The sequence below is a fragment of the Thioalkalivibrio sp. ALMg9 genome, assembly GCF_000380625.1.
Taxonomy (GTDB): Bacteria; Pseudomonadota; Gammaproteobacteria; order Ectothiorhodospirales; family Ectothiorhodospiraceae; genus Thioalkalivibrio; species Thioalkalivibrio versutus.
This window is the reverse complement of record NZ_AQYC01000007.1, coordinates 13,001-39,991: the sequence shown is the minus strand read 5'-3', so window position 1 is coordinate 39,991 and position 26,991 is coordinate 13,001. Positions and strand designations below refer to the sequence as shown.

The 26,991-nt window shown below is 64.0% G+C and carries 28 protein-coding genes; 2 read left to right on the top strand and 26 right to left on the bottom strand.

Annotated elements, in window-relative coordinates; translation table 11 throughout:
- Nucleotides 1–119: 119 nt before the first annotated feature.
- From F792_RS0103765 to F792_RS0103755, 3 genes are read right to left on the bottom strand one after another with little or no spacing between them, the layout of a single operon-like run.
- Complete coding sequence (locus F792_RS0103765) at nucleotides 120–1,337, bottom strand: acetoin utilization protein AcuC (RefSeq protein WP_018168427.1); 1,218 nt, start codon at nucleotides 1,335–1,337, stop codon at nucleotides 120–122.
- On the bottom strand, nucleotides 1,334–3,889 hold the full coding sequence (locus F792_RS0103760) for a nitric oxide reductase activation protein NorD (protein WP_018168426.1): 2,556 nt from the start codon (nucleotides 3,887–3,889) through the stop codon (nucleotides 1,334–1,336). Before F792_RS0103760 ends, F792_RS0103765 begins: the two co-directional genes overlap by 4 nt.
- A complete protein-coding gene (locus tag F792_RS0103755) occupies nucleotides 3,886–4,746 on the bottom strand; it encodes a CbbQ/NirQ/NorQ/GpvN family protein (RefSeq protein ID WP_018168425.1) in 861 nt (286 codons plus the stop codon). Before F792_RS0103755 ends, F792_RS0103760 begins: the two co-directional genes overlap by 4 nt.
- Nucleotides 4,747–4,997: 251 nt before the next feature.
- On the opposite strand from F792_RS0103755, the gene F792_RS0103750 reads away from it, so the two are divergent.
- A complete protein-coding gene (locus F792_RS0103750) occupies nucleotides 4,998–5,315 on the top strand; it encodes a hypothetical protein (protein WP_018143988.1) in 318 nt (105 codons plus the stop codon).
- A 558-nt stretch (nucleotides 5,316–5,873) separates the two neighbouring features.
- On the opposite strand, the gene F792_RS0103745 is transcribed toward F792_RS0103750, so the two are convergent.
- From F792_RS0103745 to F792_RS0103635, 23 genes are all read right to left on the bottom strand, one after another.
- The gene (locus F792_RS0103745) at nucleotides 5,874–6,743 is read right to left on the bottom strand and encodes a glycine betaine ABC transporter substrate-binding protein (protein ID WP_018168424.1); all 870 of its coding nucleotides are present in this window, start codon (nucleotides 6,741–6,743) and stop codon (nucleotides 5,874–5,876) included.
- A 50-nt stretch (nucleotides 6,744–6,793) separates the two neighbouring features.
- Nucleotides 6,794–7,636, bottom strand: coding sequence for a proline/glycine betaine ABC transporter permease (locus F792_RS0103740; RefSeq protein ID WP_018168423.1), 843 nt, complete (start codon nucleotides 7,634–7,636; stop codon nucleotides 6,794–6,796).
- Between the two features lies 1 nt (nucleotide 7,637).
- A complete protein-coding gene (gene proV / locus F792_RS0103735) occupies nucleotides 7,638–8,843 on the bottom strand; it encodes a glycine betaine/L-proline ABC transporter ATP-binding protein ProV (RefSeq protein WP_018168422.1) in 1,206 nt (401 codons plus the stop codon).
- Nucleotides 8,844–8,896: 53 nt separating this feature from the next.
- On the bottom strand, nucleotides 8,897–9,280 hold the full coding sequence (locus tag F792_RS0103730; RefSeq protein WP_018143992.1) for a hypothetical protein: 384 nt from the start codon (nucleotides 9,278–9,280) through the stop codon (nucleotides 8,897–8,899).
- Nucleotides 9,281–9,319: 39 nt separating this feature from the next.
- Nucleotides 9,320–10,363, bottom strand: coding sequence for a lipoate--protein ligase family protein (locus F792_RS0103725; protein WP_018168421.1), 1,044 nt, complete (start codon nucleotides 10,361–10,363; stop codon nucleotides 9,320–9,322).
- Between the two features lie 3 nt (nucleotides 10,364–10,366).
- Nucleotides 10,367–10,795: a hypothetical protein gene (locus tag F792_RS0103720; RefSeq protein WP_018143994.1), complete on the bottom strand. Its 429-nt coding sequence runs from the start codon at nucleotides 10,793–10,795 to the stop codon at nucleotides 10,367–10,369.
- A 154-nt stretch (nucleotides 10,796–10,949) separates the two neighbouring features.
- Entirely contained in the window at nucleotides 10,950–11,906 is a 957-nt protein-coding gene (locus F792_RS0103715) for a hypothetical protein (RefSeq protein ID WP_018168420.1), read from the bottom strand.
- A 206-nt stretch (nucleotides 11,907–12,112) separates the two neighbouring features.
- On the bottom strand, nucleotides 12,113–13,414 hold the full coding sequence (locus F792_RS0103710) for an OmpP1/FadL family transporter (protein ID WP_018168419.1): 1,302 nt from the start codon (nucleotides 13,412–13,414) through the stop codon (nucleotides 12,113–12,115).
- A gap of 284 nt (nucleotides 13,415–13,698) precedes the next feature.
- A complete protein-coding gene (locus F792_RS0103705) occupies nucleotides 13,699–14,871 on the bottom strand; it encodes a radical SAM protein (protein ID WP_018143997.1) in 1,173 nt (390 codons plus the stop codon).
- 54 nt (nucleotides 14,872–14,925) lie between these two features.
- Nucleotides 14,926–16,008 carry an NAD(P)/FAD-dependent oxidoreductase gene (locus F792_RS0103700; protein ID WP_018168418.1) on the bottom strand — a complete coding sequence of 361 codons (1,083 nt, stop codon included), beginning with the start codon at nucleotides 16,006–16,008 and terminating at the stop codon, nucleotides 14,926–14,928.
- Between the two features lie 25 nt (nucleotides 16,009–16,033).
- On the bottom strand, nucleotides 16,034–17,125 hold the full coding sequence (locus tag F792_RS0103695) for a lipoate--protein ligase family protein (RefSeq protein ID WP_018168417.1): 1,092 nt from the start codon (nucleotides 17,123–17,125) through the stop codon (nucleotides 16,034–16,036).
- On the bottom strand, nucleotides 17,118–18,299 hold the full coding sequence (locus F792_RS0103690) for a radical SAM protein (protein ID WP_018144000.1): 1,182 nt from the start codon (nucleotides 18,297–18,299) through the stop codon (nucleotides 17,118–17,120). Before F792_RS0103690 ends, F792_RS0103695 begins: the two co-directional genes overlap by 8 nt.
- A gap of 105 nt (nucleotides 18,300–18,404) precedes the next feature.
- The gene (locus F792_RS0103685; protein ID WP_077276997.1) at nucleotides 18,405–18,842 is read right to left on the bottom strand and encodes a glycine cleavage system protein H; all 438 of its coding nucleotides are present in this window, start codon (nucleotides 18,840–18,842) and stop codon (nucleotides 18,405–18,407) included.
- A 36-nt stretch (nucleotides 18,843–18,878) separates the two neighbouring features.
- On the bottom strand, nucleotides 18,879–19,286 hold the full coding sequence (locus tag F792_RS0103680; RefSeq protein ID WP_026181993.1) for a DsrE family protein: 408 nt from the start codon (nucleotides 19,284–19,286) through the stop codon (nucleotides 18,879–18,881).
- A gap of 8 nt (nucleotides 19,287–19,294) precedes the next feature.
- Complete coding sequence (locus F792_RS0103675; protein ID WP_018168416.1) at nucleotides 19,295–19,741, bottom strand: glycine cleavage system protein H; 447 nt, start codon at nucleotides 19,739–19,741, stop codon at nucleotides 19,295–19,297.
- A gap of 111 nt (nucleotides 19,742–19,852) precedes the next feature.
- Nucleotides 19,853–20,764: a CoB--CoM heterodisulfide reductase iron-sulfur subunit B family protein gene (locus F792_RS0103670; RefSeq protein WP_018144004.1), complete on the bottom strand. Its 912-nt coding sequence runs from the start codon at nucleotides 20,762–20,764 to the stop codon at nucleotides 19,853–19,855.
- On the bottom strand, nucleotides 20,757–21,473 hold the full coding sequence (locus tag F792_RS0103665; protein ID WP_018144005.1) for a 4Fe-4S dicluster domain-containing protein: 717 nt from the start codon (nucleotides 21,471–21,473) through the stop codon (nucleotides 20,757–20,759). The genes F792_RS0103670 and F792_RS0103665 overlap by 8 nt, the downstream gene beginning before the upstream one ends.
- A gap of 49 nt (nucleotides 21,474–21,522) precedes the next feature.
- Nucleotides 21,523–22,395, bottom strand: a complete 873-nt coding sequence (locus F792_RS0103660; RefSeq protein WP_018168415.1) for a hypothetical protein — start codon at nucleotides 22,393–22,395, stop codon at nucleotides 21,523–21,525.
- Nucleotides 22,334–23,362 carry an FAD-dependent oxidoreductase gene (locus tag F792_RS0103655; RefSeq protein ID WP_018168414.1) on the bottom strand — a complete coding sequence of 343 codons (1,029 nt, stop codon included), beginning with the start codon at nucleotides 23,360–23,362 and terminating at the stop codon, nucleotides 22,334–22,336. Before F792_RS0103655 ends, F792_RS0103660 begins: the two co-directional genes overlap by 62 nt.
- A gap of 23 nt (nucleotides 23,363–23,385) precedes the next feature.
- Complete coding sequence (locus tag F792_RS0103650; protein WP_018168413.1) at nucleotides 23,386–24,792, bottom strand: heterodisulfide reductase-related iron-sulfur binding cluster; 1,407 nt, start codon at nucleotides 24,790–24,792, stop codon at nucleotides 23,386–23,388.
- A 43-nt stretch (nucleotides 24,793–24,835) separates the two neighbouring features.
- Nucleotides 24,836–25,510 (bottom strand): 4Fe-4S dicluster domain-containing protein, encoded by a 675-nt coding sequence (locus tag F792_RS0103645; protein ID WP_017941141.1) that lies wholly within the window; start codon nucleotides 25,508–25,510, stop codon nucleotides 24,836–24,838.
- Nucleotides 25,511–25,697: 187 nt separating this feature from the next.
- Nucleotides 25,698–25,928 carry a sulfurtransferase TusA family protein gene (locus F792_RS0103640; protein ID WP_018144009.1) on the bottom strand — a complete coding sequence of 77 codons (231 nt, stop codon included), beginning with the start codon at nucleotides 25,926–25,928 and terminating at the stop codon, nucleotides 25,698–25,700.
- Nucleotides 25,929–26,064: 136 nt separating this feature from the next.
- Complete coding sequence (locus tag F792_RS0103635) at nucleotides 26,065–26,394, bottom strand: rhodanese-like domain-containing protein (protein WP_018144010.1); 330 nt, start codon at nucleotides 26,392–26,394, stop codon at nucleotides 26,065–26,067.
- 198 nt (nucleotides 26,395–26,592) lie between these two features.
- Here F792_RS0103635 and F792_RS0103630 point away from each other — a divergent pair, with 198 nt between their 5' ends.
- The gene (locus F792_RS0103630; protein WP_018168412.1) at nucleotides 26,593–26,946 is read left to right on the top strand and encodes a hypothetical protein; all 354 of its coding nucleotides are present in this window, start codon (nucleotides 26,593–26,595) and stop codon (nucleotides 26,944–26,946) included.
- The last annotated feature ends 45 nt before the right edge of the window (nucleotides 26,947–26,991 follow it).

Genomic DNA, 26,991 nt, shown 5'->3' with positions numbered 1-26,991 from the left:
GAAACCCCGTCGGAAAGCTTTACACCCGATGGGCGCCCCAGGAGACACGGAGCCGCAATCCAGGCTTGGTATCGTCTGTGCCCGCAGTCACGGGCCGGTGATGGGTCAGCGTCTCTTCACTACCCGCGCAACAGCGGGTGTGTATGGAAAAGCCGCTCCAGGCGGTCCTCGAGTTCGGGACGCACGGGGCCGGAACGGTCGGCGTCCAGGCGGGAGACGAACAGGTTCGCGTACCACGCCTCTTCCTCGTCCATGTCCCAGTCGACCTCGCGCAGCAAGGCCTGGCCGGCCGCAGGGATCGCGGCGGGGAGGTCGCGCCCGGTGAGCAGGGCCCAGACGCCGGTCCAGCAGCGGGCGAGCGCGAGGGGGTGATAGCCGCCACCGCCGAGGACCAGCAGCTTCGGCGTGCCATCCGCATGGCGCGGGCTGGTCTCGATCACGTCGTCGATGCAGGCGAGGAAACACTGCGTGGAGATGCCGAACTTGCCGAGCGGATCCGGCAGCAGGGCATCGGTGCCGGCCTGGACGACAATCACGTCCGGCCGCCAGCGATCAAGCACCGCGTCCCAGACCCGGGTGAAGGCGGCGCGGAATTCGCTGTCATTGGTCTCCTTCGGCAGCGGCACATTCACGGCGTTGCCGAGCGGACCCGTGTCCTCGATGCGGCCGCCCTCGAAGGGATAGCCGTATTCGGTATCCATGTGCAGGGAGACGGTGAGGACATCCGGGTCATCGATGAACGCGGCCTCGACGCCGTCGCCATGGTGGGCATCGATGTCGAGATAGAGCACACGCTGACCGGCCTGGCGCAGGCGCAGGATCGCGAGCGCGGGGTCGTTGAAGTAGCAGAAACCGCGCGCCTGGTCGGGGGCGGCGTGGTGCATGCCGCCAGCCGGATTAAAGGCCATCTGCCCGCCCAGCACGACCTCGGCGCCCTGGATGGAGCCGAAGGTGGCAGTGGCCGGGGTGGCGAAGAAGCCGGCGAAGAACGGGTTTTCGAAGTTGCCGATGTTGTGGCGGTCGCGGTAGCGCTGGAAGACCTTGCCCAGCGCCTCGGCGCGCTGCATCGCGGAGACATACTCGCGGGTGTGGAACCATTCGAGCTCGGCCGGCTGCGCCTTGCGCGTGACGGCCATCTCCCCGGGGGTGATCGCGTCATAGGCCTCGATCAGGTCAATGGTCAGCGAGACGCGCGGGATGCCCAGTGGGTGATTGTCACCGTAGCTGTGCCCGCGATAGCGCGGCGCATGCAGCAGGGTCGCGTGGCGCCGGGCCGGAGCGCGCTCCGACCCCGGGGCTGTGGCGTCCTGATCGATGGCTTCGGGGGTGGCATTCACTGGCGCAGCCTCAGGTAGATCTCGGGCAGACGGCGCGGCAGCTCGTCCACGTGGTCGATGATGGTGTAGTGCCCGGGGCCGAAGATGGCCGGCAGGTACTCGGACCCGGACGGGTCCAGGGTGATGCAGAAGGGGTGAATACCGGCATCCACCGCCTCCTTCATCGCCATGCGGGTGTCTTCGTGCAGATAGCGCTGGTCACCGCCATCGTCGTAGTCGGCCGGGCGTCCGTCGGTGAGGATCAGCAACAGGCGGCGCTGGCTGGAGTTGCGCTTGAACGCCTCCAGCGAGTGACGGATGCCCGCCCCCATGCGCGAAGCCAGGCGCCCGGACACCCCGGCGATGCGGGCGCGCACGGTGTCGTTCAGGTCCTCGTTGAAATCCTTCAACCAGTAGTAGTTGACCTGGTCACGCTGCTTGGAGGCAAAGCCGGCGAGCGCGTAGGGATCGCCGACCTTCTCGATCGCCTCGGCGAACAGCATCATCCCCTCGCGGATGCGGTCGACGATCTTGCCCTGCCCACTCGGGTGGCGCGCCATGATGGAGGTGGACATGTCCGCCAGCATCAGCACCGAGGTGTCGCGGTGCTGCACCGCGCGGCGGCGGTAGATGAAGGCCTTGGGCGAGAGCCCGGCCTTCTTGTCGGCGATGTAGTCGATCACCGCTTCGGTATCCAGCTCGTCGCCGTCCAGCTGCTTGCGCTGCGGCGCCAGGCGCATCGGGCGCTGCATCTCCAGACCGCGGGTCAGACGCTTCAGGGTGTCGGCGTTCTCCGACAGGATGGTCGCCGCCAGCTCCGGGTTCTCGTCGTCCAGCACACGCTCGTAGAGGTTCACCCAGTCGGAGATGTAGCGTTGTTCGCGGTAGTCCCACTCGGGATACGGGATGCCGTCCTTCCGTGGCGTATAGGGTACGCCGCGCTTGGCCACCTGGGCCGGCTGCGGAATGCCGGTGCCGATGCGCCCGCCGGTGCCGGAGGTCTCCTGCTGCGGGGTCTGGATATCCGCGTCCGGGTCCTTCTGCGCCTGTTCCGGGGCCTGCTGGGGCTGTTCTTCCTGTTTCTGGTGCTCGAGCTTGTGCTCGTCGTGCGCCTCGTGGTCGCGGAAATCGGCCAGGCTGCCGTCGCGCTTGCGCTGCGGGTAGACCGGCAGCGACTGGTTCAGCGACAGCCCCGGCAGATAGGCCTCGGCACGCTCCTCGATCGTGATGTCCGGGAAGGTATCGTCGGCGAACAGTTCCTCGCCCACGGCCCACGCAGTGACGATATCGGCGTCCGACTCCAGCATGCGCGCCAGGCGCGGGTCCTGGGCCTCACCGCGCAGCAGGGCCTCGTGGGCGCGCAGGGCGAAGTCGTAGTAGATGCCGGCCGCACCCTCCGGACGCTCGTGGGCCCGGGCAAGCTCCACCAGGCGCGACAGGAAGTTCGGGATGCGCGGGGCCAGGCGCGTGTTCACGCGCAGATCCTCGGCCAGGTCAAACAGGACCTGGAAGCTGAACATGCGCGCCTCGAACTGAGCGAACAACGGGCGCCAGGTGATGCGCGACTTGTCGTCCAGCGGCGGATGCTCGGCGCCGGCGCGCTCGAACAGGCGCTCGACGTCGGACTGCGCGTAGGTATCAAAGGCGAGATGCGCGGTCGCGTGCTGGGTGGCGACGATCGCCTCCTCGCGGGAGTCCATCACGGCCGGCATGAACAGGCGGCGCCCGTCGGTCTCGAGCATCGGGCGGCCCTCGCCCGGCTTCCAGCTGGAATCCGCCAGCGGGATGTCGGCATCCAGCCAGGCCATCAACACCAGGCGCAGGAAGCGCCCGTTCATGCGTGGACGGAAGCCCGGCAGCGCCTCCAGCAGGAGCTTCAGACTCTCGTCGCTCTCCAGGCGGAAATAGGCCTCGCCACGCGAACGCCCGGCCTTCAGCAAGTCCGCCCCGCGCCGCGCCCAGGAAAGCAGCCCCGCGTCACCGACCAGGTTGCGCGCGATCGGGGCACCCTCGAGGTAGGCGTCCAGGGTCAGGCCACGCTCGTCGAACAGCTTTTCGGCCGGCTCGATCAGGGCGCGCAGGCCCTCGATGCCGCGTCCGCCCGAGAGCTTGTCGAATGGGGCCTCGAAATAGGCACGGGCATCCGGCAGGCTGCGTGCGCACCAGCGCAGGCCGATCTCGGCCCACTCGCGCTCGCCGGCCTCGCCCCACTCCGCGTACACCCGGTCGGCCTGCGCCATGAAGCCTTCCAGGGCGTAATTGGAGTTCACCCACTCCTGAAAGCACGCAGCCTGCTCCAGCCACAGCTCCACCGTCTGCATGTGCTCGGCAAGGCGAGCCGAGTGGCGCATGAAGCTCTTGCCGGCCTCGCGGTCATGGAAGAACAGGTCGCGCGCGGTCTCGATCCAGCGCCGCGCGATGGTCGCCCCGAACGGACGGATTGACGGCAGGGCCTCCTTCGTATCGCGGTGCGCGACGAAGCTGATGTCCTCCAGGTGCTGGAGGATCTCCTCGATCTCGACGAGTTCTTCCGCCTCCGGTTTCGCGCCGCCTTGAGTCGCGGGGTCACTCACGCGGCTTCGGACTCGGGGAAGTGGGCGTCGAAGATCTCCTCCAGTGCCTGGATCAGCTCGGGGTCATCGGTGATCGGGGCAATCATCGCGGCGCGGCAGGCGACACGCGGGCTCAAGCCCGCCTGCATCAGTTCGCCGGCGTAGGCCAGCGCACGGGTGGAGGTGGCCTCTTCCAGACCGTGGTCCTTCAGCGCGCGCGCCTTGCGCCCGGCGGCGACCAGCTTCTCCACGCGATCGGCGTCCAGCCCACCGGATTCCTTGGCCACGATCTCGCGCTCGACGTCCTCCTCCGGGTAGTCGAAGTGGATACCGACGAAGCGCTGCTTGGTCGAGGGCTTCAGGTCCTTCAGTACGGTCTGATAGCCCGGGTTGTAGGAGATCACCAGCATGAAGTCTTCGTGCGCATCGATGATCTGCGACTTCTTGTCCAGCGGGAGCTGGCGGCGGTGGTCAGTCAGCGGGTGGATCACCACGGTGGTGTCGGTGCGCGCCTCGACGATTTCGTCGAGGTAGCAGATCGCACCCTCCTTGACCGAGCGCGTCAGCGGGCCGTCCTGCCAGACGGTTTCCTCGCCCTCCAGCAGGAAGCGCCCGACCAGGTCGGAGCTGGTCAGGTCCTCGTGGCAGGACACCGTCACCAGCGGCTGGCCCAGGACGTGGGCGATGTGCTCCAGGAAGCGGGTCTTGCCGCAACCGGTCGGCCCCTTGAGCATCACCGGCAGGCGCTTCGAGTAGGCCGCCTTGAAGATCTCGATCTCGTCGCGCTGGGGCTTGTAGAACGGGGCGTCACCCGCGTCCCCCGGTTTCTCGATGACGTCGCGTTCCACACCGCGGATGCGGTTGATCAGGTTCTTCATGGGATCTCCGATGTCGACCGCGGGGTCGGGACTGACCGCGGGGCCGGGACTGGTGTATGCGCGGGGGCGGCGTTACCCTGCTGCGCGTTGGGCGGGCCGCCAATCGTGTTCCCGCAGGCTTTGTTGTATCATTCTCTGTTTCTATTCTATCGAACCTGCGCACTTGCATGAACCAAACGCCCCACGGCTGCGGGGTTGGTCTTGCGGATGCGCCCGTCACTCGGATTCAGCGCTTCAATAGAGGACCCGGTATGAAACTTGTCAAGCTCGTCAAGCTGAACAACCTGCAGTACAACCCGAACCGCGACCCGAACTTCTACCGTCGTCCGGTCAACGAGGAATTCCGGCTGCAGGCCGTGCTGAACGGCTCCGGCAGCGCCCAGTGCTCGTTCTCCGTGGAAGGCGAGACCCTGTGCGAGGGCAGCGTGTCCCTGCCGGGCACCTTCGACTGCAAGTTCAGCTACGACACCGCCGGCACCCGCATTGGCGACCTGGTGATCGAGGGCAATGGCGAGACCTTCCACGAGAAGGTCCGCATCGACGTGCTGGAACACGCCTGGATCGGCTGATCCAGTCCGGCCAGCGCGGCCCCGCTCCATCGGGGACGGCAACAGCGAAAGGCCCCGCGGCAACCTGCCCGGGGCCTTTCGCGTTTCGGGTCCAGCCACAACCGTCCCTCGTCATCCCCGGCCGCATGCCCCTCGTTATCCCCGGCCGCATATCCCCTCGTCATCCCGGCCGCATATCCCCTCGTCATCCCGGCCGCATACCTCCTCGTCATCCCGGCCGCAGCGAAGCGGAGAGCCGGGATCTCCCGGGCGAGCCCGAGCCCCGGACGTCCGGGAGATCTCCAGCGGTGGCGATCCCGGATAACCGCTGCGCGGTTTCCGGGATGGCGAGGGAGGGGCGCCTTCATGGTGATCAGAGAATGCCGACAAGGTGTTCCGATCGACCCGTCGCCCGCCCCCGAATCGGGCTTCCGCGTGCGGTTCATGTCCTCCGTGGTGCAATCGCCTTGGCCCTTCTTCGTATCTTCGTGCGCTTCGTGGTTAACAATGGAGTCGGGGCCCAGACGAAGAAAGCCCCGCCGGAGCGGGGCTTTCGGGCATGGCCATGGCCTGCGGTGATCAGTCGATCACGCCGGTCACCCAGTACTGCACGTACTTCGGGTTGTCCTCGATAAAGCGATCCACGGCCTCCGCGTAGGAGTTTTCCTGGGCGTAAAACATCGCGTCTTCCAGGACCTCGAGATCCAGGTGCATACGCGAGATCATCATCGCCACGTCGTGGTACTCCTCGGCGAAGCCTTCACGCGCCAGGGCATGGATCCGTTCGAAGCTGCCCAGGGCCCCTTCCGGGTCTTCGAGGTAACGCAGATCATGGGCGCCGAATTTCCAGTGCGGGCTCCAGCCGGTCACCACGATCCACTCGTCACGACGGATGGCGCGTTCCAGCGCGGAGGTCATGCCCGCCCCGGAGGAGATCTGCAGGTTGTAGCCATCCAGGTCGTAGGTCTCCATGGCCTCTTCCGACAGCCGCGTCAGGCCCGCGCCCGGGTCGATCCCGGTGATGCGGCCATTCAGCTTGTCCCGCACGGAGTCCTTCTTCAGGTCCTCGATGGAACCGAGCTCGTCCTCGGGGATATAGTCCGGCACCACCCAGCCAAGGCGGGCGTTTCCGTACAGCGGCCCCAGGTTCACCACGTCCTGACCCACACGATCCATGTAGTCGGCGTGGGTCCCTGGCAGCCAGGCCATCAGCATCATGTCGATGTCGCCGGAGGCCAGACCCTGGTACTGCGGGGCGATATCGGTCTGGATCAGATCGACCGAGTAGCCCATCTCGTCCTCGATGACGCGTTCGGCCAGCCGGGTCACGAACTCGGCGTCGGACCACGCGGTCCAGCCAATCTGGATATCGTCGGCCTGGACCGTGGAGAGCCCCATGGAGGCGGCCAGCACGCCGCCCAGCAGGGTTGAAGTCAGTGTCTTGTTCATCGTGCTACTCCTTCCTTCGAGTGAAACGGATAGCGCGACGCGAGGGCCGGTCAACGGCTCGCCTTGCGCCGCAGTCCTACGCTCTGAGTGATCCGGTCGAGCAGGATGGCGAGGATCACGACCCCCAGGCCGCCCTCGAACCCCAGCCCGACATCGAGCCGCTGGATACCGGTGAGCACGGTGTTGCCAAGCCCGCCGGCACCGATCATCGACGCGATCACCACCATGGAGAGCGCCAGCATGATGGTCTGGTTGATGCCGGCCATGATCGACGGCATCGCCAGAGGCAACTGAATCTTGGTCAGGAGTTGGCGCCGATTGCAACCGAAGGCCAGCCCGGCCTCGATCTGCTCGCGGTTTACCTGGCGGATGCCGAGATTGGTCAGACGCACCACCGGCGGCATGCAGAACACCACCGTGGCGATCGCGCCGGGCACCGTGCCCAGCCCGAAGAAGATCGCGGCGGGGATCAGGTAGACGAAGGGCGGCATGGTCTGCATCAGATCCAGCACCGGGCGGATGGAGGCCTCGAGCCAGTCGCTGCGCGCCATCGCGACCCCGACCGGCATGCCGATCGCCAGCGCCACGGCGGTGGCCGCCAGCACCAGCGACAACGTCTTGATGGTGGGCTCCCACAGGTCCATCCCGAGGATCAGGCCCAGCGCCACGATGGCGAAGATGCCGAAGCGCCAGCTGACCCGCCACCAGCTAAGCCCCACCAGCACCAGCACCAGCAGCCAGGCGGGGATCGCGAGCAAGGCCCCCTCGAAGGAATTGGTCAGCAGCCCCAGGAACCAGGCAATACCGTCCAGCGCCGGCTCCAGGTTATCGAGGATCCAGTCGACTCCATTCTCGATCCAGTCGCCCACCGGGATATTGATGCGCCCCTCCATGTCAGTAATCTCCGTTCGCGGCGGCCGCGTTGCGGCTGCGGTCCAGGGCCTCGACCAGGCGCTGCAGGGTTACCAGGCCGCGGAACCGGCCCTCGCCATCCACCACCGGGATGGATACCGGGCTCTGCGCAGCACGCCGCGGCAGGTCGGCCAACGCCGTATCTTCGGGGACCGCCTCCACCTCCACCGCGACGTCGCTGGCGGCGCGATCCAGGGTAAGCTCGCCCAGACGCTTGGCCTGGACGACGGACTGGAAGCGCCCGCCGGCATCGACGATCACGGCCTCGTTACCCGGCACGTGGGCAATGCGGTTGCGCGCCTCACCGGCCGTGGTATCGGCATCCAGTACCGGGATGTTCTCGCTGTCCATGATGTCGCAGGCCTGGAATACCTGGGTGATGTCCACGCCGTGGAAGAACGAGCGCACGTATTCGTTGGCCGGGTGCGTGATGATTTCCTTCGGCGTACCGACCTGCACCACCTCGCCCCCCTGCATGATGGCGATGCGATCCCCGATCCGGATCGCCTCGTCGAGATCGTGGGAGATGAACACGACCGTACGTCGGTGTTCGCGCTGCAGGTCCAGCAGGCGGTCCTGCATCTCGGTGCGGATCAACGGGTCCAGCGCCGAGAAGGCCTCGTCCATCAGCATGATCGAGGGGTCGGTGGCCAGCGCACGGGCCAGGCCCACGCGCTGCTGCATGCCGCCGGAAAGTTCATCCGGATAACTGCGGGCATGGGCCTTGAGACCCACCTGGTCCAGGGCCTCTTGGGCGCGTTCACGGCGGCGGGCGCGGCCGACCCCGGCGATCTCCAGGCCGAGGGCGGCGTTGTCGATCACGGTCTTGTGCGGCATCAGGGCGAAAGACTGAAACACCATCGCCAGATCCTCGCTGCGCAACCGGATCAGATCGCGCTGGCTCATGCGCGTGACGTCACGCCCACGGACCTCCACGGTGCCGGCAGTGGGCTCGATCAGGCGGTTAAGCAGACGCACCAGGGTGGACTTGCCCGACCCGGACAGCCCCATCACCACGAAGATCTCGCCCTCGGCGATATCGAGGTTGCAGTCCTTCACGCCCACCGTGTTGCCGGTGCGCTCGAAGATGGTGTCCTTGTCCAGCCCGTCCTCGATCAGGCGCAGGCCTTCCTGCGGGTTCGGCCCGAAGACCTTGTACAGCTCGCGCACCCGGATGATGGGTTCCATGCCACGATCTCCCTGTAACGCTGCGTCCGGCCGTCAGGCCGGACCGGGGCCCGTTACCAGTCGTACTGGCGAATGAACTCGGGAAGCTTGTCGATCATTTCGTCGCGCCCGAAGAAACGATCGGCGCGGGCCAGGCGCATCTCGTCCTGGATGTCCTGATCCCCGCCGAAGCAGAATACCGGAAGATTGATCTGGTATTCCATGCGCAGCATCCGGATCACGTCCAGCGGGTCGAAGGCCTCGATCTCGTCCAGATCCAGCAGCAGGAAGCGATACAGCAGGATCTCGTTCCACGGACCGAGCTCATCCAGGTCGGTCACCCGGTGCAACTGCCAGCCCTGCGGCAATTGGGCCTGCATGCGCTCGGTCAAGCCGGCATCCTGCGTCATCAGGATGACGCGTTTCTCCAGGCGGCGTTCGATCGTCGGTTCGGACATACGGCATCTCCGGCGTTCGTGGGTAACGGAATGGGCGGGTCAGGCCGCCGCGATTCCGCGATAGAGCCCGTCGATGCGGGCACTGATCTCGTCGACCATGCGGGCGTCGAGCTGGCCATTCAGGCGCGAGCGCACGCGCAGGCGCTCCGGGGACTCGCCAATCAGATGCTCCTCGAGGATGGCGGTGGTCGCCGGGTCCTCGCACCAGACCCGTGCGATGTGCGAGCCCTCGACGTGCAGGCGCAGGCGCCCACAGGCCCCGCGGGTCTCGAACACGTGGTTGTCGCGGTTCACCCGAATCCCGTCGCGCACTGCAGGCGATCCCTGCCCGTCGGCCAGATCCTCGAGCTCCTCGCGCCCGGCCGCCAGCCACTGTTCGATGGTGTCTCGGTCCGGCTCGATCACCCGCACCGGCACGCCGAAACGGCGCTCCAGGACCGCGCGCAGGGCGGCCTCGACCTGCGCGGGCTCGGGCGGCTCCGGGCACTGACGGGCGCAATCCGTCATGCCGGTCTCCAGCGCCGGGCGCAGCCAGTCGCGGTAGCCCTCGCTAGGGGCATGGACACAGGCGAGAAAACGCTCGACCGGGAAGTGCCGCAGGAAGCTGGCCCCGAAAACGCAGCCCTCGTCGAGCGTGGCCGCGCCGGTGCCCATGATCTTGCGCCCCTGGACCCAGACATCCTGACCCCGCGCCTCCACGCCCTCCAGCCCAAGCTCGCGCAGGACATCCATCGCAATGCCCAGGCCCATGGCAAACAAGTGGCGATGCCCCCGAGCGAGGACATGACGCGGCTGGATCAGGAAGAAACAGGCCTGATCGGCATCCACCCAGACCGAGCCACCGCCCAGCGGGCGCCGCACCACCGGGACGCCCTGCTCCGCACAGGCCGCAAGGTCCAGATCGGACGCAGCATCCTGGCTGGCGCCGACCGAAATATGTGGCTCGCGGGCGTGCGTCCAGAGTACGCGCGGGGGGGCGTCCGGCGAGGTCATGGTCGCCAGCCCCGCATACAGCGCGTGGAGTTCCTCGGCGGAGCGAGCCCCGGCGTCGATCCACTCCGGGGTCACCGTCGATGCGACCAAGTGTCAGCCCTCGGTCTTGTCCTGGCCGGCAGCGGGATCGTCCGCCTTGTCCTCCTGGCCGGGCTGGTAGAAGTAACGGAAATAGAAGTCACTGCGCGAGAGGTCCTCGTACAACTTGGCGCGTTCTTCCACACCGCTGCGCATGATCTCGACCATGGCCATGGCCTGCTCGCCATCGATGATATGGATGCCGCCGGACAGCTCCTGGTCGGTGTCGAGGAAGTGCGCGGCCAGTTCTTCCGGCTCCTGGATGTAGACCAGGAAGGACTTGCACTCGGCATCCTCCAGATCCAGCGGCTGCATCACGATCTTGCCGAGCCAGGCCAGGCGCGCGACCTGGTTGAACTGATGGATATCGAGCTTCTTGCCCTTCTTGTACTTGTTGAGTTCGTTGCGGATCTCGCCAATATTGGCGATCTTCATCGATTTCATGGATGTGCATCCTGCCGCGAGTGTTGCGGGAGCATAAAACAACTGCGTGCCCGGGCCGTAAAAAAACCCCGGCAGACCGGGGTTCTTGAGTGGGGTACGCGGGAATTCCGCCACCCCTTGCGCCGTTCCATGGCGCGTACGGATTATAGCGGGGTTACCACTCGAATCCGCTATCTTCCTGCTCCTCAAAGCCGGCGACCGCCTTCAGGGTCTCCTCCAGCGCGCCGGGCGAGCTGCGCAGACGCATGAAGCTGTTGTCCCCCAGCATCCGCAGATCCGGGAAATGCAGCGCCTTGCGGAAACGCATGTGCAGCGCCTCCACCTCGCCCCCGCGGACCATGATCTCCAGCGGCACGGTCGCGGTATGGCGGAACTCGCCCACGTCCACGATGCCGAGCTGGTGCAGGTCGGCCGAGTCCTGGGCGGCCCCGTCGGCCTCGCGCACGGCCACGCCGATCACGGTGACGTCCTGCCCCGGGATGTCCACCCGGTAGACCTCGCTGACCCCGGCAACACGGGATGCGAGATTGCCATCCAGCTCGCTCAGCGCCGCCCGCCGGGAGCCATGACTGGCCAGCTCGTACGGGGCATCAAAGCGCTCCATGCCAAAGGTATAGCGATAGCGGCCGAGATCACGTTCGCTCAGCCCGTCCTCGGAACCGTACTCGCGTTCGGCACCCAGAGTGCTGGACAGGCGGTTGGCGACACCCGTGACCGGACGATCCAGGCGATAGGCGTGACGGAAGTACTCGAGGTTGTTGTAGCTCACCTGCAGCTCGCCATCGACCGCGGTTACGGCCACGCGGATCGGGGCGATATAGCCACCCCGCTCCTCCGAGCCGGCGACGGACAGCAGGTCATCGTGGGTGACCACAACCACGTGTCGGTCATTGCTGACGGGGTATTCGCCCAGAAACCGGAAATCGGCCCCCTCCAGGCGTTCCCGTACACTGGCAGCCTCGCCGGAGACATCGGTCCCCGATTCGGTGTAGGCCAGTACAAACGGGCGATAGGTATCGGCCGCCACGGTCTGGCTCGCCGCGAACAGCGCAACCGCCGCGACCATACCGACCGCACGGACGCTCCCGCGCAAGGCGTGGATTGCTCGCATGGCATCCTCCTTTGAATTCACTAATAGGTTCGAGCGGAATGCTCGGCAGGAAGAAGGGCCCGGAACGCACCCCCCGGTGCGTCACGAACTTCAGAATCACCCGCCGTCCCTGGCGGATCCGGCCTTCCCCTCAAGGCCGGCGCGCCCCTCCCAGGCGCGCAATACCAAAGCCCACGGCGGTCAGGCGACCGCCCCGGACCTCCCGATCAGAACCGGTACGCGTACCCGATCTCGAGCTCGTACTGACGCATCTCGATCGTTGCGTCTGGACCTTGGGCAGGCGGCATCCCGCCGCTGAAGTCGGCCGTCGGTCCTCTTACGCTCTGCTTCGGCGCATACATCGCCGCAAAATTGAGCTCGTGATGCTCGCCAAAGCCCTTGGTAAATCCAAACGTGAAGTGATCCTTCATCACGGCCGGGGCCAAAATATTGAATTGGACTTCACTCGACGGGATGGGGTTCTCCCCACGGTTATAGCCCACGCGCCATGTCCAGTCATTACCGGCCTCGACCTGAGCCCCAAACTTGAAAATGTTGATATCTTCCCAACCGAATCCCGCGCCGTTCCTTGCGCCCAACAGGCCATCTTGCCCCAACATGAGATTGGATGCCGGATTCGAAATAGCATCGACATCCGAGTATTTGATGCGCTGATAGTCAGCAGATAGCGTCAACCGAGGCGTGACATCGACCGACATACCGAGACCATAGGTGGACGGGATATCGAAGCTGCCACCGTCAGCAAACAGACCACTGTAGTCATCGAAGTCGCCGTTACGGATCTTCGAACGATAGCTACCACCCACCCGGGCGCCCTCAGCTAGTTCTGCTTGGAACCCGATTTGGGCACCGTAACCCCAAGTGGTATCAGTACGATCACCGGCCAGATTTTCACCCTGTTCGGCACTAAGACCGCCAAACGCCTCGGTGCCTTTGGCACTAAAACGCTGATAACTAATAACCGGGCTCACGCCTACGCTAACCCGGCCATCCGCAAACTTCTGAGCGTAGGTCGGAATGATCGCCAACTGCTCAAGATTCACACCTGCAGCGCCGGTACAGAAGATCCCGCTGCCCTGCCCCTGACAGCCCGGGTTCTCCACGGCGGGATAATCGGTATTCATACCCCCGTTGCCTAGCAGGGCAATCCCCCAGGATCGGTTTTCATCGATCTGCTGTACATACCCGATCGACGGAATGAAGAAATCCTCGCTATCGGAGTCCACCGACATGTCGCCCATTTCGGTATGGAACGTTACGGAGCGTTCAGGCCGGAAGTAGGTCAGCGAGCCATCGATGCGGGTCTCCATGCCGGCGATGCCGGCGGGGTTGATGCCCGGGGCGTAGGAATCCTGGGAGATCGCCATGCCGACGCCCCCCATGCCCTTGGCCTTGGTGCCGTAGCCGTGGGCGAAGTAGCCGTTGGTGGCGTGCGCGACGCCGGCGGAGCCCATGGCCAGGCCGACCGCGATCGTCACCAGGCTGCGGCGAATGAAGCGTGCTTCCATCTTTTATCTCCTTTGGTGGTCTTCTTGTTGTGTTGTGCGAACACCCCGGTTCCGCGCGGCCCCCTTGTATCGCCGCCGGTCCGGTCTTGGTGGTGTTCCCACGGCCCGCGCCACGGTGACCGACTGTGGCGCGAGTTTTTCGGCAGGTGTGTTCAAGGGCACTCGGGCGAATGGCCTTGATAACCCTGCTCGAAACCTGAATATTCAGAAAGTCTTATTGATCCCCTGACGTGCGAAAGCCCCGGGGGTTCCGGGGCTTTCGCTGGATACTACCACTATCGATTTCAGGCTGTCTTCTCGTCTTCCGCCTCGTCGGCGTCGAAGTCGAAGGTGCCGACATCCTCCCCGGCCATTTGCCGCTGGACGAACCCGACATCGGTCGAGTTGAGCGCAAACGGGAAGGACAGGATGTCCGTCGGGCTGGAATCGCCATACGGGCGGTTGCAGGCCGAGACCTCCTCGTCCGACTTGCCGGGGCAGCCGGAGGTCTGGAACGGCTTGCCGGAGGCAATCAGTTCTTCCACCTCGGCCTGCGGCAGACCGAAGTCCACTACCTGACCGTCGGCATTGAACTTCATGTCGTCGATGCGACCACCGGCGTAGTCGATGACGAAGCGACCGAGCTGCACGCGGCGCCACTGGTCACGCGGGACCGGGTTCCAGTCTTCCATCAGCGAGCCCTCTTCCGGGAAGAAGGCAAACATGTGGTTGTGGCCACCCAGGTCACGGATGCGCTGGCAGACCTGCAGGATCTCTTCCTCGGTCTCGCCCATGCCGCAGATCAGGTGCGCGCCAAATTTCTCCGGGCCGAAGATCTCGGCGGCCCACTCGATGGACTGCCAGTACTTGTCCCAACTGTGCGGGCTCTCGACCGCCTTGCCGCGGGTGCGCTCGAAGATCTCCGGGGTGACCGCGTCCAGCGCGACGGTGAAGATGTCCGCGCCCTTGTCGCGCAGGAGCTGGAGGTCTTCATAGCTCATCGTGGTCGGGTTGGACAGGATCGACACCGGGATATGGTTGACCTCGGCGACCCAGCGCTCCAGCAGCTCGACGGTGTCGGCGTCGGAGTTCGGGTGGGTGATCATGGAGATGCACATGCGCTCGAACTGGCCGGCGTCGGCGTGGTTCTTCACGCGTTCGATCACCTCGTCGTACTTGGCGGTCGGCCAGTCGACGCGGATGAAGTTGCGGTCGGCGTAATCCCGCGATTCCTCGCGGTGGCGGGCCAGACCGCAGTAGGAGCAGTTGGCACGGCAGCCTTCCGGGTACGTGACCAGGAGGTTCAGGCAGTGCGTGCAGGACGTGCGATGCATGGTGCCCGGAACCAGGCCCAGCGTGATCGCGGCCGCGGTGGACATCTGCACGTACTCCGGCGAACGCATGTCCGGGGTCTTGATGTGATAGTCGGGCCGATAAAAGTTGATCGGCGCGACCATCTCCTCTGCACTTGCACTCATGGAATTCCTCCAGCGTTGTCTCGGGGATGCCAGGCATCCGTCGACCGGGGCCGATTACGCGGCCCGGTCACCATCGTTGAAATACTCGGAAAATGCAATCCATCCGCGGCGCTGAGTGGCATCTTCCTGCGCCCGCGGGGTTCGCCAGTGTTCGTTGAGGAAGGCGCGCCGCTCGCAGGCGCGATCCAGCGCCGGCCCGTACTGGTCGCGCATGTCCTCGTCGTAGTCGGCCAGGGCCTCGGCGTCGCCTTCCAGGTGGCCGATCGCGGCCTCGCCGGCGGCCTCGCCCGAAACCACCGCTGCGGCAATACCGGCCCCGGTAATCGGGTGCGTCAGGCCACCCGCGTCGCCGACGAACAGCACGTCGCCGGCCACCAGCGACTCCCGCAGGCCGCCGACCGGGATCGCCCCACCGGTGCGGTAGCGGATCTCCTCGCCCAGCAGGCCCTGATCGACCAGCTGGGCATGCAGGGACTCCAGCGGCGCCTTGAGATCACCGGCAATGCGCTTGTCCGCGCCCAGGCCAAGATTGGCCCATTGGCCCTTGGGGAACAGCCAGGCGTAACCGCCCGGGTAGTCATCGGACAACCAGACATCGGTGGCGGTGTAGGGCTTGTTCAGCGGCACGGTGTACTGGCGGGTCTGCACCGTCGGCAGGGCCGGCAGGCCCAGCGATTCGGCGACCGGCGAATGCGGCCCATCGGCCGCGATCAGCACGCGGTAGCCGATCTCGTGTTCGTCACCGGCGTGTTTCACCCGGGCGGTATGACGTTCCGCGTCCACCGCCACCAGCGGAGTCGAGGTCACCAGCTGCGCCCCGTTCGCCTCGGCGGCACGGATGATGGCGCGATCAAACTCGCCGCGATCCACCATCAGGCCCGGGAAGTCGGAATGTTCCACCGCGCCGGAGGGCAGGAAGCTCTGCATCGCGTCGATCCGCTGCAGCAACACGCCGTCGGGCTGCGCGTACGCGCCCATCGGGTTTGGAATGAACTCGGCGCACTGCACCGGCTCGCCGAAGGCCTTGTTACGCTCGACCGCGAGCACCGACAGCCCGGCCTCGGCACACACACGCGCGGCCGAGGCCCCGCCCGGGCCCAGACCAACGACCAGCACATCCACCGCGGCGGGCAGCATTAGCGAAAACCTCGCGTTCCGTTCATCATTCCGCGACCGCTTCGACCTCGGCCTGCGCCAGCGCCGACTGGATAGCGGCGATGAAGTCATCCGCGCTCAGCTGGAGCATCTCGACGTCGCGCTCGGCGAAGAAGGCGCGCACGCGCTCTTCCATCTCCGCCTGCGGCGTATCCCGCAGGGCCGCCTCGAGATCGGCGATCGTGCGGGCCGGTTTCACGAAGATGTCCCCGGTAATCCACAGCTGCTTCAGACGCTTGCGCTCCGGGTCCAGCGCCACGCCCACCCGCATCAGCCCGCCATCGGACTTGGAGATACTCTCGAACATCGGGGCATCGGTCGCCGGACGGTTGCGCTGATACACCCACTCTTCGGTATCGATGTCCGCCAGCGCCTCGTCGAAGGCGCGGCGCTCTTCCGGGAGTACGTCGGCGGCTTCGGTGCGCACCCCGAACTCCTCGGCGAAGGCGCGCGCAATGGCCTCCTTGACCACGTCCAGTGCGGGCATCTCGTCGAGCAGCGTGGCGAGGTTCACAACCCGGTCGCGCGCGGACTCGATGGCCTTGTTGGAAAGCTTCTCCGCCGGTATGCGCAGGATGCGCAGCATGTCCTCGACATCGAACTCGATCAGCAACGTGCCCTGGTACATGATCGAATCGCCGTCAAAGGCGCCGCCGGTACCGGAGATCTTGCGACCATCCACTTCGATATCGTTGCGCGGGCGGAACTGCGCGTCCACGCCCAACGAACGCATGCCGGCCGCCGCGGCGTTACAGATGCGCGCGGCAATCTGACCCATGTCGGCCGAACCGAGAAAGCGTTTGTCCAGATACAGTTCCCAACCGAGCTGGGTGGCATCGAAATAGATCGCACCACCGCCGGTGATCCGGCGCTGGATGGCGATGCCGTTCTCCTGGCAGTACTCGGTGTTGATCTCCTGGTCCACGTTCTGGTGGAACCCCACCAGGGCACAGGGCTGGAACTGCAAAAAGCGCAGGGTATGCGGCGATGCGCCTTCCTGATGACATTCCAGCAGGGCGCGGTTGAACGCCATGTTCTCGGCGGCCGGGCGCAGCCCGGTGTCGAGGATGCGCAGGGTCGTCTGGTCGCGCTCAGGCATGACATCCACCTCCGGCTGCAACCTCGCCCCCCTCGGTGACGATGCGAATACCGCCCAGGCCCTGGCGCGCCTTGCGCTCCTGCTCGCGACGGCGGGCTTCCTCGGCCACGATGGTGTCCAGGTCCAGTTCGACGCCACTGGCGGCGCCGGCGTCTTCGGCCATCACCTCGTCCCCGACAGCGATCGAGCAACAGGCCGGAGTCACGCGCACCTTCTTGCCCAGGCGCGCGGCGAGTTCCACCACCCCTTCCGCCGGGTGAGCGATCCCGGACAGGCCCGCCATCACGGCGTAGCTGTCGATCTGGCTCTTGGCCTCGCCCGGTGGACGGGCGCAGCCCAACAGCAGCGAGGTATCACCCAGGCGCGCGCGGGCGTCGTGGAAGAAGCGTCCCACCGCATGCACATCCGGGGTCTCGAACGGACGACTGGCCGGCGCGTAGAACGGCATGACCACCACCAGCACCACGGCATCCGGCAGGTGGCGCGCCAGCATCTCGAGCGCATTCCACTCGCCCAGCAGCTTGCCGTAGTGCAGGCCGATCACGATATGCGGGACCACCTTCATGTTGGTGTTCACCAGGCTCTCGAGCGTGCGCTCGAAGTCGTCCACGCTGCGCCGCAGGTGATAGACCTGCGTGATGGTGTCCTGGGCGCCGATGACGTCCATCATCGCCGCATCGATTCCCGCCTGTTCCATGGACAGCGCAATGTCGTCGTCCACCAGTGCGGTATGCATGGCAATGCGGAATTCGGGGAACTCGTCCTTGATGCGCCGGATGGTGGAGTAATACGGGTCGTATTCCACCTCGTTGCGATGATTCGAGCCGCCGGTCAGGAGCATGCCCTGGGCACCGGACTCGATCACGCCGTTCACCTGGCGCCAGAGATCCTCCGGGGTGCGGACGGGGATCATCGGATCCAGGATCTTGGCCTTGCAGTGATCACAGGCCAGCTTGCAATCGCCACCGGTGATGGACATCGCAGGCCACGCACTCTTCCCACAATCGGCCAGCTCGCTGGACTGGTAGGACTTGAAGGTCGGGGTATAAAAGTGCACCGAACCCGGATCCCCGGCGTGTTGCAGGCTATGCTGGAGGTCATCAACCAGCAACGGATCGACGGGGACGTCCTCGAGGGGCTCTACCCGCTGGATTACATCGTTCCAGCTTGTCATCAGCGGTCTCCGGGTCGGCGCATTTCTTGAAGGTTTTACTCGGGTATTACCGAAAAAAAGAGGCCGCCAACCGCAACGGGTCAGCGGCCCGGACCGGATCGGGGCTTAGCAGCCGCCGAAACCGTCCGCTTCCATCTTGGCTTCGAAGGCCGCATGGGCGTCGGAACCGGTCTTCAGATCGCCGATTTCGCCATCCCAGTCTTCCGGCTTCAGCTTGATCAGCCAGCCTTCGCCGTAGGGATCTTCGTTGATCAGGCCCGGGTTACCCGCAACCTTGTCGTTGGTCTCGGTGACTTCACCGGTGACCGGGGTCTTCGCCGGACCCACCCACTTGCCGGATTCGACGGTGGTGCAGGACTTGTCCTTCTTGACCGTCTTGCCGACCTTCTTCGGGGTGTAGGACACAATCGTGCCCGCCAGCGAACAGGCGTAGGACGTCAGACCGACGGTGGCGGTACCGTCGCTTTCCTTGCGCACCCAAACGTTGTTTTCAACGTTGTACATCAGATCTTCCGGAATATCACAACCCCGAACTGCACCCATGTCTTCCTCCAGGAATATTCAAATAAAGCGGGAAAATTAAAACGTTATCGTTTTATCACTGCGTAGTATCAGGTCGGCTAACTCGCTCGCCCGATTCACTTCATCGACATCGTCGATGAGATCCGAAGACGCGTCGATTCTATACCCCGGCAGAGCGGGCTGGCAAACGTGCAAGCGCACGCCTGCACGTTTTGCGTCCTGGATAAAGTCCTTGATCAGCTTGCCGTCTTCCATGGCCCGCAGATCGTCCGCTACACCCTGCTCCATCAGGCGCACGCCCTCCATGGTGAAGAAGATGTGCACGTCCACATCCATCGAGGCCATCACCGCGCCGAGATAGAACGGCGTGGCGCAACGGCCGGGCGTCGACGGGCCCGAGGTCATGATGATCACGACCGTCTGCTCGTCGTTGTCCAGGTAATAATCGTTGTCGATATCCGCCATGGTCCCGCTCACCGCAGCTTGCGCTGGCACTGGATGTCATCGTCCTTGGCCCGCTTGCAGTAGCCTTCCTCGGCCTTGTCCCCGGTCAGGAACACCTCCAGCGCGGCCTCGATCCCGTTGGTGGGCTCGACTCGGGCGATCCAGGCATTGTAGGGATCGGAATTCAGCAGCACCGGGTTTTCCAGCACTTCCTCGTTCCCCTCGACGATCTTGCAGTCGATGAAGTTGGGGATCGGACCCGCCCATTTTCCACTTTCGATCGTGGCAACCGGCTTGCCCGGCGGTCGCCGCGTACCCGGCCGCCGCACCCGCACGTGGATGATCTTGCCCGCAATCGTCTGCGACAGGTCGGTCATCCCCACGGTCAGGGTGTCGTCGTCCTCGCGACGAAGCCAGATCTGGAATTCGTCGTCGTAGAACAGTTCAGGGTGAAACTCGCAGCCGTTGCAATCCATGTTTCGCCTCATTCCCGGGGCCGCGGGGACCCGTGCCTACACAAAAAAACGGGCGCCAGGCGCCCGTCTTCCAAACTCATCGATGGGCCATGCCGGGCATGGGTCCAGGGATCAAATGACCCCCTTCTCCTTCAACAGGCCAATCGAATCACTCACGTTCTCGTGAATGCCCAGTTTCCGCGCAGACAGACCCATGGCCAGACCCAGCAACTGCGTGAAGTACAACACCTTCACATCGGTCTTGATGCCGAACTCGGTCTCGGCACGCACCTGGTGCATCTCCAGACCGGAGTGGCAGGTCGGGCACTCGGTGGCGATCACTTCCGCACCGGAGTCTTCCGCCGACTGCAGCAGGTTCAGCACCAGCTGGGTCGAGGTATCGGAATCGGACAACGTGTGCGCACCACCGCAGCAGGACGTCTTCAACGGATATTCGACGTTCACGGCACCCGCGGCGCCCAGAAGGTCATCCATGAAGTGCGGCTGATAGCTGGAGTCGGAGCCCGGGCCATTGTCCTTCTCCGGGAAGATCTGGCGCGGACGGGTGTACATGCAGCCGTAGTAGTTCGCGACCTTGATACCGTTCAGGCTCTTGGTCATCTTCTGCTTGATGCCTTCCGGACCGAGTTCTTCCATCAGCCACTCGAGCAGATGCAGGGTGCGAACGTCGCCGCTGTAGACCGGGTCATCCGACTGACGCGCAAGATCCTGCACGGTGTTCATCGCGTCTTCCGACGTGGCAGTTTCGAACTCGGCTTTCTTCAGGTTGTGATAGCAGCCGTTACAGGGGGCCATCACGGTGTCCATGCCCATCTGTTCGGAGGCGATCGCCATGTTCCGTGCGGACAGGTAGGTCTGCAGCATGGGGTGAACGTTCTTCACCTCCATCGCGCCACAGCAGTTCCAGTCCCGCAGGTTCTCCATCTCGAGCCCCAGCGCCTTCACCAGCACGCGGGTGGAGCGATCGTACGGCCCACCGGAGCCCTCAAGTGCGCAACCCGGATAGTAAGCAACCTTAGCCATGAGCGGCCTCCTTCTGTTCGCGCACGTAACTCTTCAGCACGTCCCCGGTCTTGCCCCAGGACTTGGTGCGCGGCGTATGAATCGTGTTGAAGCCCATCGCCATCAGGTGCTTCACCGGGAGGTGCTTCATCATTCGGAAGACGAACACCTTCAGCCATTCCTGCAGAAGCGGCTGGCCGGTCTTCTTGAAGAAGTTCTGCATCACCTTGCCGTCTTCGATGCGGCCGGTCTTGTAGATCTGGTCGGCGAACTCTTCATCGAAGATGCTGGACGGGGTCTTTTCGGTGATCCCTTCCTCTTCCATCCAGTGCGCCAGCGCCTTCATCACGCCTTCCGGCTTCACGTCCTTCGGGCAGATGTTCGTGCATTTGTTGCAAGAAACGCACTGCCAGATGATGTCCTTGTCCTTGACCAGCTCTTCCTTCATGCCAAGGCGGGTCAGGTAGATCCAGTAGCGCGGATTGAACTGCACATTCTGCGCGTACATCGTGCAGGAGTTGGTGCAGGACCCGCACTGCCAGCAGCGGTGCACATTCTCCGCACCCGTGTAGGTCTGAATCTTCGTCTCGAAATCGTCGTCGTAATCGCGAACCGTGCGCGGGGCAATCATGGTGTTCCAGTGACCGGAAACATCCACCCCGTCGACCACCAGCTCGTCGTGCTGCTGGAGTCGTTCGTCCTCGATCAGTGCTTTTTCATGTATTGCCATGACGTCTCTCCGAAAACCTGTCTTGCCAGGCTCAAGTTCGTTCCGTTATTCAATGCAGCGACGCATCGGTTCCTTTCAGGCGACCTTCCGGGGAATCGATCCCCAGCATCTTCACCGCCAGCTCCAGCGGATCCTGCTTGCCACCAAACTGGTTGTCGATCATCCCTAAACTCATCGATAGCGAACGGGCGTAGTCCGAATAGGCCTGGACCCAGACCAGATCCGTCACAAACGGCAGGTCACGGTAAAAGCCCTCTTCCGCCAGCGCCTCGTAAAACCAGCGCCGCGCTCCCTCGATCGCACCGACCGACTCCCCGATCGGGATAGACCGCAGCGTGTCGTTGGCGCGAATGAACTCGCGCAACGACCCGGTCGTGGTCGACGTATCCCAGACCCAGCGACAAGCCAGTGGCACGGCGTCGGGATCTGCAAAATGCAGGATCTCGGCACCGAAGTCCCAGATCGCCCGGCGCAGCTTCTTGTCATCCGCCGCCAGGTCCGCGAATGCGGCCAGGCGGTCGTTGACATCCACATCCGGGCGGACCAGGGCACGTACCCCGTCCACCAGGGCCCCTTGCCGTTCCGCCATCAGGGTGACCAGTTTCCGGCGAACCGAAAAGACCAGCCCCCCAAGGGCCCGAACATCCTCTGCATCGATCTCGTCGCCCTTGGCCACGATCGCCGCAAAGACTTCATGCTTCGAACGCAAGGCCTCGATGAACGTCTCCAACCCATCGACCCCGCCCGCTTCGGCGATGGCCCCTTTCAGGGTGGAGAGCTTGGACGCGAGGATCTCCTTGTCAAAGGTAACCTCAAGCGGCTCCGGGACCAGCCCCGAAGCCGCCTCGTCGCTGACGACCTCAGCCGGCTTTCTGAACCAGCGCATGCAGATCCGCAACCGCGCGGCCACCCGCGGCGGCACCCTGGGCGATCGAGTCGTCGATCGTCTCGGGACCGTAGGCCGCACCGCAGGAGTAGATCCCCTTGCGGGTGGTGCCACAGGTGTTGGTGTACTGCTCGGCCTTCTCGATGAAGCCGTGCTTCTCGAGGCCGATACCGAACACCTGGGAAAGCTCGGGGTTATCGGCGTTCGGATCCATGCCAATGGCATGCACGACGATATCGAACGGGATGATGATCGGGCGCTTGACCAGGGTATCTTCACCCTTGACCAGCAGGCGACCATCGCCCGAGGCCGTCACTTCCGCGATACGGGCCTTGACGAACTTGGTTTTGAACTCTTCCTGGGACTTCCAGTAGAACTTGTCTTCGTACAGCCCGAAGGTCCGGATGTCCATGTAGTAGATGAACACGTCGGTTTCCGGCGAGATCTCCTTGATCTCCATCGCCAGATTGGCGGAGACGGTGCAGCAGATCTTGGAGCACCATTCGCGACCGATCTGACGGTCACGGGAGCCCACGCACAGCAGGATGCAGACACGCTCCGGCACACGCCCGTCGGACGGGCAGGCGATCTTGCCACTGCCCACCATCTGTTCCATCTGGGTGGTGGTCAGCACGTCTTCATACGTGCCAAAGCCCCACTCCGGCTTGTTGATGGAGTCAAAATGGGTGAAGCCGGTTGCCAGGACCACGGCGCCCGCCTGGACGGATTCGCCGTTGGTCAGCGTGGCGGTGAAGTTACCCGCCTCGCCTTCCAGCTTCTCGACCTTGGCGCTCTTGTGCACGGTCGAGTTGGCGTCGTCTTCCACGCGCTTGACCATGCGACCAATGGCGTCCTTGGCCCACTCGCCGGAAGGCACCAGCTTGGCGTAACCCGACAGGATCGGGGCGCCGCCCAGGACGTCTTCCTTCTCGACCACCACGGCCTTGTAGCCGGCCGAGTTGACATTGGCGGCAGCGGCCAGACCGGCCGGCCCACCACCCACTACTAGAACGGTATCTTGCTGCATCAGACCTTGCCCCCGTAAGCGAGTTCAGGATTGTAGAGGTATTCGATATTGCCGGCTTCGACTTCCTTCAGGTACTCCTGGAAGGTCTTCTTGGCCTCGGACCAGGACATGCCCATCTTCTCGACCAGGTCCTCGCAGGGCGACGCGTGCCACTGCAGCTGGACGATCTTGAACGGGTCCGCACCGCAGGCCAGGGCCGCGAACTGGACTTCCGCCATGATCGGGATCTGGAAGTTCTGGTTGTGTGCCTTGCCGATCCACTGGTTCTTGTCCATGGTCGTGACACAGCCGGTATCGTTGGCCAGCATCACGTCGGCGTTGGCTTCCTCGCGGGCCACGCGGATCTTGCGATCCATCGTGAACGAGCGAGTGAATTCGCGCTCGGAGATGATGTGACGGAAGCCGAAGCCGCAGCAGTCGTACCACGTGGAGTAGTCGATCACCTGCGCACCCAGAGCCTGGGCGGTGGAGGTGATGATCGCGGTACGGTTGCCGCCCAGCACGGTCGGATCGTACACCGCGTCCTCGTGGACCATCTTGTAGTAATGGCAGGCCACGTGGGCGGTGGTGCGGATGTGGGAGACGTCGATGGTCTGCAGCTCGGAAGCGATACGGTTACGCATCACGTGCACCCACTCGGAGTAGTGGATGATCTCTTCCGGGATGACCAGCTTGCCGTCGACCAGGCGACCCAGCTTGCCGAGGATCTTGGTGACCTTCTCGCGCAGCTCGGCGGACTCGATCAGGTACTTGCGGATCTCCTTGTAGTTGCCGAAGGAGGTGCCGCAATGCACCAGCGGGAAGAAATGACCCAGCTCGTGGCCGTGCTGCTTGCCGGAGACGTAGGCCTGGTGGAAGTTGCGCAGGAAAACGGCAGCGAGCGATTCGACGTTCCCGATACCGGAGCCGTGGTAGTTCCACGCGGTGCAGGAGGTCTGGTCGGTTTCGTCGAGGTAGTCCTTGCCCGGCTCGAAGTCGAACTTGTTCATGAACCACAGCAGCGAGGTCGGGTAGCCAGGGATGTTCCCGCACTGGCCACAGGACTTGTGGTGCCAAAGCTGCTTGGTCGGGATCTTCTTATCCCAGCCGAACAGGGTCTTCACCGACATCGGCTCGTGTTCATCGTTAATGCGATGAATGATGATCTGGCCGTCCTTCTCGAGCTCGTACATGTGCTCGCGGACGTCGTCCATGCGGTCGCCAAGGTCGACGGTGCGGCGGTCGACGTGCTTGCGCACCCAGTCGGTGGCCTTGACTGCGTCTTCCTTCGACAGATCGGTCGACTGGAAGAACGAACCGTGACCGGCGATGCCCTGCCCGTCGGTATTGTGGGAACCGGGCTTCATGGTGCCGGCGCCAGCGCCTTCACCATTCTGGTTGTGGTTGCCTGGGGTCTGTTCACTCATAACGCTTCTCCTGATGTCTTGGATGCGGGAATCGGTGGACGACTTACTCGTCGTCTTCCTCTTCCTGCTCCTCGAGCCAGTCTTCGTAGTCCTCGCGCTTCTCGTCGATGAAGTCTTCGATCACGTCGAAGAGGTTCTCGTCCATCAGCTCGAGGGACTTCAGGACTCCGGTCATTTCCCAGATGGTGTACATCTCCACCGAGGTCTTCAGGGACACTTCCCAGGCGGTCTCGACCGTCTGCAGCGTCTTCACCGGAATCGCCTTGCGCAGGATGCGCAGATCACCTTCCACCTTCTGGATGTTGGGACCCCAGTCAGGGAAGTGATCGGGCTGGATCATATCGGGAGACAGCTGGTTCCCCGTGGTGATCAGCTTGAGCATGACGCGGCCGAACGGACGAAGCACGTCCTTGGCGGACTGCATCTCGTGCTTGATGGCCACTTCGCGCATGATCGCGACCAGGCCACCGGGGGAGTTCTTGAACGGGCAGCGCGCCGCACAGGTCATGCACTGGGCGCAGGCCCAGATCTTTTCCTGCATCGCGTCGTAGATCTGCTCGACGTTCTCGGTCCAGAGCAGCTGCACGATCTCGCGCGGCGAGTAATCGTAGAACTGGGCGGACGGACACGTGGCCGTGCAGATGCCGCAGTTCAGGCAGCCGTTAAGCTCGTGGTCGTAGCGAAAATCTCCACGAATATCGTCGAAGATTTGCTGCATCTCAGCGTATGTCGCCATATCTCACACCTCTTCGCTTTAGGCGATGCAGGTTTCTTGTGAACCTTGCGCAGCCAGCCTAGACCTCGTCCAGGCACCAATCCAGTTACCGCATGGCAACCATCGTTATTCAGGATTCGGGGCGGCAACCCTTGCGAATTGCCGCCCCGAATCAAGCACTTGAAGCGCCTTAGCCCTTCTTGATCAGGAAGTAGAACTTGCCGCCTTCTTCCTTGTGCTCCATCAGCTCGTTGCCGGTCTGCTTGGAAAACGCCTGGAAGTCCTTCACGGCGCCCGGGTCGGTCGCGATGATGTGCAGAACCTGGCCGGCGTCCATCGCGGCCAGCGCCTTCTTGGCGCGCAGGATCGGCAGCGGGCAGTTCAGGCCGGAAGCATCGAGTTCTTGGTCAAAGTTGGCCATCGTTTCTCTCCTTTGAGTGCGTTTTATCAGTCGTGTACTGCGGTCCGGTTGGGCCCCGTGCGCTGCAGCCATTACCGAACGGTAATCAACCGAATTCCCCCTTATAGGCGAATCGGCATCGGAATACAACCGAATTCTAATCCGGGCTTACCACCGGTTTTCCGGTCTGGGCCCACCCGACAATGCCGCCGCGCAGGCTGCTTGCACAGTCCACGCCCTGTTGGGCGAGAAAGGCGCAGGCCTGGGCGGAACGCGCCCCACTCTGACAGTAAATGACCACCGGCGCATCGCTACCGGTGAACTCGTCCTTGCGCAGCGGCAAAGTGGCCAGCGGGACAAGCTCTGCCCCCGGGATAACGCCGCGACCGGTCTCGCCCGGCGAGCGCACATCCAGCAAACGAAAGCTCTTGCCCTCGTTGCGCCACTGTTCCAGTTCGTCCGGGGTGATCTCGGTAAATCCGTACACGCTGCGCTCCGGGTCTCTCACTTGCGGGGGGTGCCGAACTCGTCGCGCGAGCACTGACCAGCGGCCGCTCTACGCAAGGAGTGGGCGCGGAGCATAGCGAAACCGATCGGAAATGCAAACAAGACCAAGCGAGGAGAGGTGGATGGTCGCCCGGGACGAAAAGTTCTGCTATCGTCGCCCACGCTTAAGAAAACGCTGATGCAGAGTCATCAGCTTCATTGCTTCGCGGAGGATATCCCGGTGGACAAGAGCGAATTCCAGGTCGACGGCCACTATGCCGTCACGCTGAAAGACGAGAACGGCAAGCTGCGCCCTGCCAACATCTACGTGCACGACATGCAGGACAACTACATGATCGCGCGGCGCACCTCCGGCGGCGACGTGGGCCTGCTGTTCAAGATGGACTATGACGACGTGATCAAACTTGTCCGCACCCACAAGGTGCTGGATCGCAAGAAGTTCATGGTGCCTGCGGCGATGCTCAAGCCGAAGCTGTGGGAAACCCGCGACAGCATGCGCACCTATTCGTCGGCCCCGGGGCTTGGCAAGTAACGACCGCCCCCGGCATGCCCACACCAGAGGGCCGGCGCCCGCCGG